The sequence below is a fragment of the Parapedobacter lycopersici genome, from assembly GCF_040395035.1.
Classification (GTDB): Bacteria; Bacteroidota; Bacteroidia; order Sphingobacteriales; family Sphingobacteriaceae; genus Parapedobacter; species Parapedobacter lycopersici_A.
Map to the genome: position 1 here is coordinate 1 of NZ_JBEBRB010000101.1, position 7,466 is coordinate 7,466.

At 51.9% G+C, this 7,466-nt stretch carries 9 protein-coding genes; 2 read left to right on the forward strand and 7 right to left on the reverse strand.

The annotated features are described in order from the left end of the window. The 3 genes from ABWO75_RS12955 to ABWO75_RS12965 all read right to left on the reverse strand — a co-directional run. The coding region (locus ABWO75_RS12955) for a DUF6089 family protein (RefSeq protein ID WP_353186190.1) at nt 1–571 on the reverse strand (571 nt) is incomplete at its 3' end. A 38-nt stretch (nt 572–609) separates the two neighbouring features. Further along, nucleotides 610–1,494: an NAD kinase gene (locus ABWO75_RS12960; protein ID WP_353186192.1), complete on the reverse strand. Its 885-nt coding sequence runs from the start codon at nt 1,492–1,494 to the stop codon at nt 610–612. A 51-nt stretch (nt 1,495–1,545) separates the two neighbouring features. Further along, nucleotides 1,546–2,208, reverse strand: coding sequence for a CBS domain-containing protein (locus ABWO75_RS12965; RefSeq protein ID WP_353186194.1), 663 nt, complete (start codon nt 2,206–2,208; stop codon nt 1,546–1,548). Nucleotides 2,209–2,444: 236 nt separating this feature from the next. On the opposite strand from ABWO75_RS12965, the gene glsA reads away from it, so the two are divergent. Then, complete coding sequence (gene glsA, locus ABWO75_RS12970) at nt 2,445–3,290, forward strand: lyso-glycine lipid O-acyltransferase GlsA (RefSeq protein ID WP_353186196.1); 846 nt, start codon at nt 2,445–2,447, stop codon at nt 3,288–3,290. After that, nucleotides 3,275–4,240, forward strand: a complete 966-nt coding sequence (gene glsB / locus ABWO75_RS12975) for a glycine N(alpha)-acyltransferase GlsB (RefSeq protein ID WP_353186198.1) — start codon at nt 3,275–3,277, stop codon at nt 4,238–4,240. Before glsA ends, glsB begins: the two co-directional genes overlap by 16 nt. Here the strand turns inward: glsB and ABWO75_RS12980 are convergent. The 4 genes from ABWO75_RS12980 to ubiE are packed head-to-tail and all read right to left on the reverse strand — an operon-like array spanning nt 4,237 to nt 7,040. Beyond that, on the reverse strand, nt 4,237–4,686 hold the full coding sequence (locus tag ABWO75_RS12980; RefSeq protein ID WP_257658900.1) for a GatB/YqeY domain-containing protein: 450 nt from the start codon (nt 4,684–4,686) through the stop codon (nt 4,237–4,239). The two genes, glsB and ABWO75_RS12980, sit on opposite strands and share 4 nt — an antisense overlap. A 45-nt stretch (nt 4,687–4,731) precedes the next feature. Continuing rightward, entirely contained in the window at nt 4,732–5,505 is a 774-nt protein-coding gene (locus tag ABWO75_RS12985; protein WP_353186199.1) for an SDR family oxidoreductase, read from the reverse strand. 36 nt (nt 5,506–5,541) lie between these two features. After that, entirely contained in the window at nt 5,542–6,306 is a 765-nt protein-coding gene (gene porT, locus ABWO75_RS12990; protein WP_353186201.1) for a type IX secretion/gliding motility protein PorT/SprT, read from the reverse strand. Continuing rightward, nucleotides 6,303–7,040 carry a bifunctional demethylmenaquinone methyltransferase/2-methoxy-6-polyprenyl-1,4-benzoquinol methylase UbiE gene (ubiE, locus tag ABWO75_RS12995; RefSeq protein ID WP_353186203.1) on the reverse strand — a complete coding sequence of 246 codons (738 nt, stop codon included), beginning with the start codon at nt 7,038–7,040 and terminating at the stop codon, nt 6,303–6,305. Before ubiE ends, porT begins: the two co-directional genes overlap by 4 nt. Nucleotides 7,041–7,466: the final 426 nt, after the last annotated feature.

The following is a 7,466-nucleotide window of genomic DNA, read 5'->3' on the forward strand; positions in this document are numbered from 1 at the left end:
CGCGCAGGTTATATTTGAAGCCCACCCCAAATGGGATGGCCAGCGCATATTTTCCATATCCGGTTTGGTTAAACAACGTATCAACCTCGGTCTGCATTTCCCGGAGCTTTACCTTTTCGCCGTTTGAGGGGAGGTAATTTTTGGGTTCGAACTGCATTCCAGCAATACCGGCGAAGATGTATGGCGTATAGACCACCCGGCCGCGCTGCGGCAGCCAGCGGAAAAAATTGAAATCAGCTACCAGCGAGGCTTCCGTAATGTTTCCGAGGAAATCCAGGTCGCGTTCCCGCCGTTGCGCCACACGCGAGTTGCCATCGGCGGCCCAGATATTGGCGTAGGTAAAATTGGCCCGTATCCCCCAGGTGTGGTTGAAATTGTATTTAACCATAAAGCCGGCTGCCCAGTCGTTATACGCCAGCGGATTCTCCGGGTTCAGGTCGCCCATGTAACCCGATGCGCCACCCTGTATACCCACTTCGAATTCCTGCGCGCGCGCGGAATTAGCCATCAGGCCCAGCAGGACAATTAATACGGCGATACCCTTATGCACAATGGTTACTGGTTTTTCCAAAGGGGGTAAATATAATAGAAATCACGCAATTATCGCGTTTAATAATTGCGTGCATCAATTCCCCAGAGCAGTTTGTTGCGCAGCGTGGCGAAAAAGCTGTGGTTCTTCAGCCGGATGAGGTTAATGTCAAACGCAGCCCGCTTGATTTTCAGCCGGGTATCGGTAGACACCGTTTCCGTTTTCGAATCACACGAAAGGAGAAATTTCCCGGTGCGGCTTTCGATTTTCAGGTCCAGTTCAAAATCGTTTGAAATAACCACGGGCCGCACGTTCAGGTTGTGGGGGGATATCGGGGTGATGACAAAGTTTCCGCTGCCCGGCATAATGATGGGGCCGCCGCAGCTCAGCGAATAGGCGGTCGACCCGGTAGGGGTGGCCACGATAATGCCGTCGGCCCAGTACGCGTTGAGCAGCTCACCGTTGAGGTAGGCTTGTACCGTAATCATGGCCGAGCTGTCGTATTTGAAAATGGTAATATCGTTGAGGGCAAACGGGTTGCCGTCAAAAAGGGGCGTGTCGCCTGCGGCCACGGAAAGCAGCGCCCGCTGCTGAATATCATAGGCACCATCCAGGATCGCATCCAGCGCACCTTCAATCTCCCCCTTGTTGATGCTGGCCAGAAACCCGAGGCGCCCAAAATTGATCCCGGCTACGGGAATGCCCGAAGGCCCTACAATAGACACCGCCGCCAGCATCGTGCCGTCGCCACCCAGACTTAACATGAATCCGGTATCTTCCGGCAGTTGCTCCCTGGAATGGTACGTGCGGAACTGGTGCGGACAGGTAATCTGCTCCGTCAGAAAACGATGGAAACTGTCATAGATCCATAATTCGGCCTGTCTGGATATTAAATGGTCCAGCAACTGCCGGACATACGGAATGACGGAGGGGTGGAATTCCCTGCCGTAAATTGCAATTTTCATAGTTGGTTAGCTGGTGATGATCTGTTCGTCTCGATGGGCTTCATACCGGCATTACATATTGATGTAATTCATCAGCTGTTCGTAGCGGTCGTGCGTATTGTCATGGCTGTTTTCATCGTTGTACGTCGCCTTTACCTGGTAGTCATACCGCAGCAGCGTAGCGACGATGGATGATATTTCCAGTTTGTTGACCTTGATGGTGACTTCCAGCCTGGAGGAATCGGAAAAGGACCGCACATACGAATTGAGTATCTGTGCGTTGTCCGACTCTACGATATGCGCAATGTGAGAGAGCGCATTATCGCGCTGCCCCATTTCCAACACGATGATTGCGCCGGGCTGCTGCAGTGACATCGTCCGGCTCAGCGCATCCGCTAACTGGAGCGGTGTTACGGCACCCAGGTAACCGTGCTGGTTATCAATTACCGGCATCAGGGAGATGGGATGGATATGAAAAAAGAGCACGCCATCATAAATGTGCTGCGTGCCGTAGACATACACCTGCTGGTAGGAGACGGCGGCCTGTTGCAGGTTATCGTCGGCCTGCGGGTATTCGGTCAATACCTCGTCCGATACCAGTCCGAGAAAAACACCGTCTTTTACCACGGGTAGCCGGGTAAGGCGGAACTCCGCCATTTTATCCAGTATGGATGCAATCCGGTCTGCGGGGTCTACCGCGTAGTCCTGTTCCGTAATGATTTGGCCGATGTTCATAGCGTTGATCTCCCTTCTACCTTATTAAACAGCCCGAAAAGCCAATCGTTTAATCTACTGTTCAAAATTACTGGGTTTTGATGAGATGAACGATTATTTTGTGTTTTTTTTACATAGCAGGGAAAAATGTGATATTCCCGATTCATTTGTACGAGCAACCATAAGTTTTGTTACTTTTGGCTACGGTTTCCGAACTGCGGCGCCATGCCAAAAGAAGGAACGGCTAAGCTACTGTTTTGGAAGATAAAAATAAATACATTGTCATCCGGGATGTCATCGGGCGGAAGAACCCGGCCCTGCTGCGTTGGCTCCCCCGGTTTGTGCTCCGGTATATTGAGCGGGTGGTCCACGAAGACGACATCAACGGGATCATGTCCCGGATCGGGCACCTGCACGGACTGGCTTTCGTGGATGCCCTGATCGGCGAGCTGGGCGTTAACGTCGAGCTGCGGGGAGCTGAGCATATACCACGCACCGGCGGCGTCATTTTCGCTTCCAATCATCCGCTGGGCGGGCTCGATGGGGTGGCTTTTATGCATGCCCTGGGTAAATACCGTAAAGACATTAAATTTATCGTGAATGACATCCTGCTGAACATCAAAAACCTTGAACCCCTGTTTGTGGGCGTAAACAAGCACGGCACGCAGGGGCGGAAAGGAATGGAACAGATTGAGGCAGCGTACGCAGCGGACCATGCCCTGCTCGTATTTCCTGCCGGCCTGGTATCGCGCAAGCGGCAGGGACGGGTGTCAGACCTGGAATGGAAAAAAAGTTTCATCAACAAAGCAAAAAAATACCGGAAAGATATTGTGCCCGTTTATATCCAGGGCGAAAATTCAAGCTTTTTTTATAATTTTGCTCGTTGCAGGGAACTACTGGGCATTAAAGCCAACCTGGAGATGTTTTATCTGCCCGACGAGATGTTTGCACAGAGAAACAAGACGGTGACGATATGCGTAGGAAAAACAATCCCCTATGCCGATTTTGACGACTCCAAAAGCGAGAAGGAATGGGCTGCGGCGGTCAAACAACTGGTTTACAATTTAGCTCCGGAAAACGAAACTATATGCAAGAAATTATAGCCCCTGTTGATAAGAATCTGATAAAAAAGGAGCTTACGGAAGAAACATTTGTGCGTTATACCAATAACGGCAATAATGAGGTTTACCTGGTAAACCACCGGAGTGCACCCCATACTGTGCTGGAAATCGGCCGGTTAAGGGAAGTCACGTTCCGGGCAGCGGGCGGCGGAACAGGTCTGCCCTACGATGTGGATGACAACGATATGGGCGAGGACGCTTACGATCAGCTGATCGCCTGGAATCCGGAAGACGAGGAGATCATTGCCGGATACCGACTGATCAAATGCCGGGATGTAGGCACTAACAGCCACGGCGAGATCAATCTCTCTACCGCGCATTATTTTCATTTTTCCGAAAAATTCAAAACGGCCTACCTGCCGTATACCATCGAGCTCGGTCGGTCATTTGTGCAGCCCCGGTACCAGCCGGCAAAGGATAACCGTAAAGGATTGTTTTCGCTTGATAACCTGTGGGATGGCCTTGGGGCAGTTGTGAAGCTCAACCCCGATGTGAAATACCTGTTCGGCAAAGTCACCATGTATCCGCATTACAACAAAGAGGCACGGGACCTGCTGCTGTATTTTATGAATTATTATTTCCCCGATATGGAGCGGCTGGTATGGCCTATCCGGCCACTTGGCTATCATAGCGATACCGAACCATTTCACGGCCTGTTTGAGGGGCTGCCCTATAAAGAGGGTTATAAAGTCCTTAACAGCCGGGTGCGGGCGCTGGGAGAGAATATCCCGCCGCTGATCAATACCTACATGAACCTGTCATCAACCATGAAGACCTTCGGTACGGCCATTAACGATGAATTCGGCGAGGTGGAGGAGACCGGAATCCTGATTACCATCGATGATATCTTCGAAAGTAAAAAGGAACGCCATATCTCCACCTACGAACGCGATCGGGATGCACACCTCCGTAGAGTGGGCCGGGAGGATTAGCCGAGCAACGCCTTTACGACCGCCGAAACGGTCTTTCCATCTGCTTTTCCGGCCAGCTGCTGATTGGCGGCAGCCATCACTTTTCCCATGTCTTTCATGCTGGAGGCACCTGTGTCGGCGATGATTTGCCGGACAGCCTGTTCGATTTCTGCCTGGCTGAGCTGCTTGGGCAGAAAGCTTTCGATTACGGTCAGCTCCTCCATCTCAATCTGGTATAGGTCGCTCCGGTGCTGCTGTTCATAGATCTCGGCCGATTCCCGCCGTTGCTTGGCGAGTTTCTGCAATACCTTGATCTCGGTTTCCGCAGTAAGTGCCTCTGCAGGTCCCTTTTCGGTTTTGGCCAGTAAAATGGCTGCCTTGATGGCCCGCAGTCCCCGCAGCCGGGCATTGTCCTTGGCCAGCATGGCGGTTTTTATTTCCTGGTCAATCTGTTCCTGTAATGCCATTTCGTTATTTTTTGATAAACATGTAATTTCAATCCCTGATGCTTCTTATTTGTTGCGAACCACCGTGGTGGCGTTGGCCTGGGCGGTGGGCATGATCAGCATATCGTTGATGTTGACATGCTTCGGCCGGGAGGCGGTAAACCATACGGCTTCGGCAATATCTTCGGCCACCAACGGCTCCAGGTTGAGGTAAACGGATTTCGCCCGGGCTTTGTCGCCTTTGAAACGCACTTCTGAGAACTCCGTTTCCACCATGCCCGGATGAATAGCAGTAACCTTAATGCCCTTGTCCAGCAAATCGATGCGCATGCCCTGGCTGAGGGCATCGACCGCAAATTTAGTGGCACAGTACACGCCGCCGTTGGCATATACCTGTTTGCCGGCAATAGAGCCGACATTGATAATGTGCCCGCTCTGGCGCGCTGCCATACCGGGTGACACGGCGCGGGTAACGTACAGCAGTCCTTTGATATTGGTGTCGATCATGCGGTCCCAGTCGCCGATATCCCCTTCGTGGATTGGATCCAGTCCCTGGCTGAGGCCCGCATTGTTAATCAGTACGTCGATTTTTTTCCAGGCGGCCGGCAGGTTTTCAACTGATGAGAAAACGGCGTCGGCATCGCGGACGTCCAGTGAAAGCAAGTGGGTGTCTATCCCGTATGCAGCATGAAGCCGGGCGGCCAGTTCCTCAATGCGGTCGACGCGCCGGGCGGCAAGCAGCAGGTTATATCCCTCGCGGGCAAATACTTCGGCACAGGCCGCTCCGATGCCGGCACTCGCGCCGGTGATAAACGCTATTTTATTGGATGTGGATGACATATAATTGAATTTAACAGTTAAAATTGGTGTTATGCATTATTCAAAAAACAAACTGACCTGAAAGTTGCGCAGCATAAGCCGCTCAATGGGGTGATTGTACATGTTAGGTTCACGCGCATTAAGCAGGTTGCCCACGCTTTGTACCCACCGGATTTCAGGTGACATTTTAAAGTAATCGAAGTACAGGTCGAACCCGATGCCGGCTTCATAGGAGAAGTATCCCGGTTTAGTTTTTAAGAGCTTCTCGAGCGGTACCTTATCGCCATCGTTGTACCGTTTACCTGAAACTACATTAAGGGAATATTTGCCGCCGCCGATGAGGTAGCCCCGGTAGTTGCCCTTGCGGTCCGATTTGAACTTGAACAGCAACGGCAGGTCAATATACGTTGCACGCACCAGCGCCGACAGGTCGCGCTCGTGGCTGTTAACGGTATTAGGCGTATACCGATAATCCACCGTTTTGTTAGAGAATATCAGATTGGGCGTGAACCGGAGGTTGGCATTTTCGGAGAGCTTCAGGTCGGCCAGCAATCCCAGTCCTACACCCTGCTGGAAAGGCGAACGGACACCGTAAAGTGAGTCGGCCACCGGTACGCCGCCCTCCTCATACGGCTGTTGCCAATCGGGCTTCAGCGTGATTTTATAATCGGCATTGACGTAATGGAAGCTAAAGCCGAAATGAAGCCGTTCGTCATCTACCCCGCCGCCCCAGCGCTGCGGACGGCGTTGCTGCTGGGCAGCTGCCGTAACGGATACCAGCAATGCCAGTACGAAGGTATATGCGAAAAAAGCCGGTTTCATTTGGTGCCTACGTAGATGGTACAGATGCCAAACGTCTGGGGCAGGCACCGTGTTTCCCTGAATCCGACACGCTGCAGCAGTTCACTGAACGCCCGCCCGTCCGGAAATGCGGCAACCGATTCGGGAAGGTAGCCGTATGCGCGTTTGTCTTTGGAAAAAAAGCGCCCGATGAACGGGGTAACGCGGTTAAAATAAAAGTGATACAGTTGTTTTACGGGAAATACACGGGGTTTGGAAAATTCCAAAATGATCGCTTTCCCTCCCGGCTTAAGCACCCGGCAGATGTCTGTGAGTCCCTTTTCGAGGTTTTCAAAATTGCGTACGCCGAAGGCCACCGTTACGGCATCGAACGTGGCATCGTCAAAATGCAGGTGTTCCGAATCGCCCAGCTGCACTTCAAATCGATTGCCCAGTCCCTTTTTAGCTATTTTTTCCTTGGCTACATCCAGCATGCCCTGGGAAATGTCGACCCCGATGATTTTTGCGGATTTTAATTGACGGAGCGCTTCCAGCGCGAAATCGCCTGTGCCGGTCGCGACATCCAAGAGGTATCCGGGGGCGGATGGCTTCAACAGGCGGATTGCTTTTTTGCGCCAGATGATGTCGATGCCGAGCGACATAAAATGGTTGAGGAAATCATACGTGCCCGAAATGTTGTTGAACATATCGGCTACCTGTTGTTTTTTGCTTACTTGGTCGTCCTGGTAAGGCTTTATCGTATCGGATGTTGCCATGGTACGCAAAGATACAATTTTATAGCTATGGCAGGTGTATCATAGCCGATTTTACGTAGATTCCGCGTGACGTTTGCCCGGCATCGCCCGTGCGTCGGTTCCCCATCGCATGTGCGGCTGCACTGATGCGTAGTGCAACCGCATTGCGACCGCATTGTGTGCGGGGTGGGTCCATGTTTTTTGTGGAAAAGGTGGACTTACCGTGGACGCACGGTGGACTCACCCCGGACTCATGTCAAGTCGGGCCCGATAAATACGCTGTCCATATACATCCGTATTCCGGACTTGCATTCCAACGGAAGTTCACCGGTCATGGCAGAAGAAAGGGCAGGAAAAAATGACAGGCTGAAACTGCGGCCATCGGCGGTTAATGATCTGCTTTAAATTGATTATCAATGCGTAGAAATTATGTTCCGGATTTTTGCC

What these genes read in the sequence shown, in the direction of transcription:
- porT (WP_353186201.1), bottom strand. Translation starts at nt 6,306, where the DNA reads ATGAAACCGGCTTTTTTCGCATATACCTTCGTACTGGCATTGCTGGTA.
- ABWO75_RS12985 (WP_353186199.1), bottom strand. Translation starts at nt 5,505, where the DNA reads ATGTCATCCACATCCAATAAAATAGCGTTTATCACCGGCGCGAGTGCC.
- ABWO75_RS12980 (WP_257658900.1), bottom strand. Translation starts at nt 4,686, where the DNA reads ATGGCATTACAGGAACAGATTGACCAGGAAATAAAAACCGCCATGCTG.
- glsB (WP_353186198.1), top strand. Translation starts at nt 3,275, where the DNA reads ATGCAAGAAATTATAGCCCCTGTTGATAAGAATCTGATAAAAAAGGAG.
- ubiE (WP_353186203.1), bottom strand. Translation starts at nt 7,040, where the DNA reads ATGGCAACATCCGATACGATAAAGCCTTACCAGGACGACCAAGTAAGC.
- ABWO75_RS12960 (WP_353186192.1), bottom strand. Translation starts at nt 1,494, where the DNA reads ATGAAAATTGCAATTTACGGCAGGGAATTCCACCCCTCCGTCATTCCG.
- ABWO75_RS12965 (WP_353186194.1), bottom strand. Translation starts at nt 2,208, where the DNA reads ATGAACATCGGCCAAATCATTACGGAACAGGACTACGCGGTAGACCCC.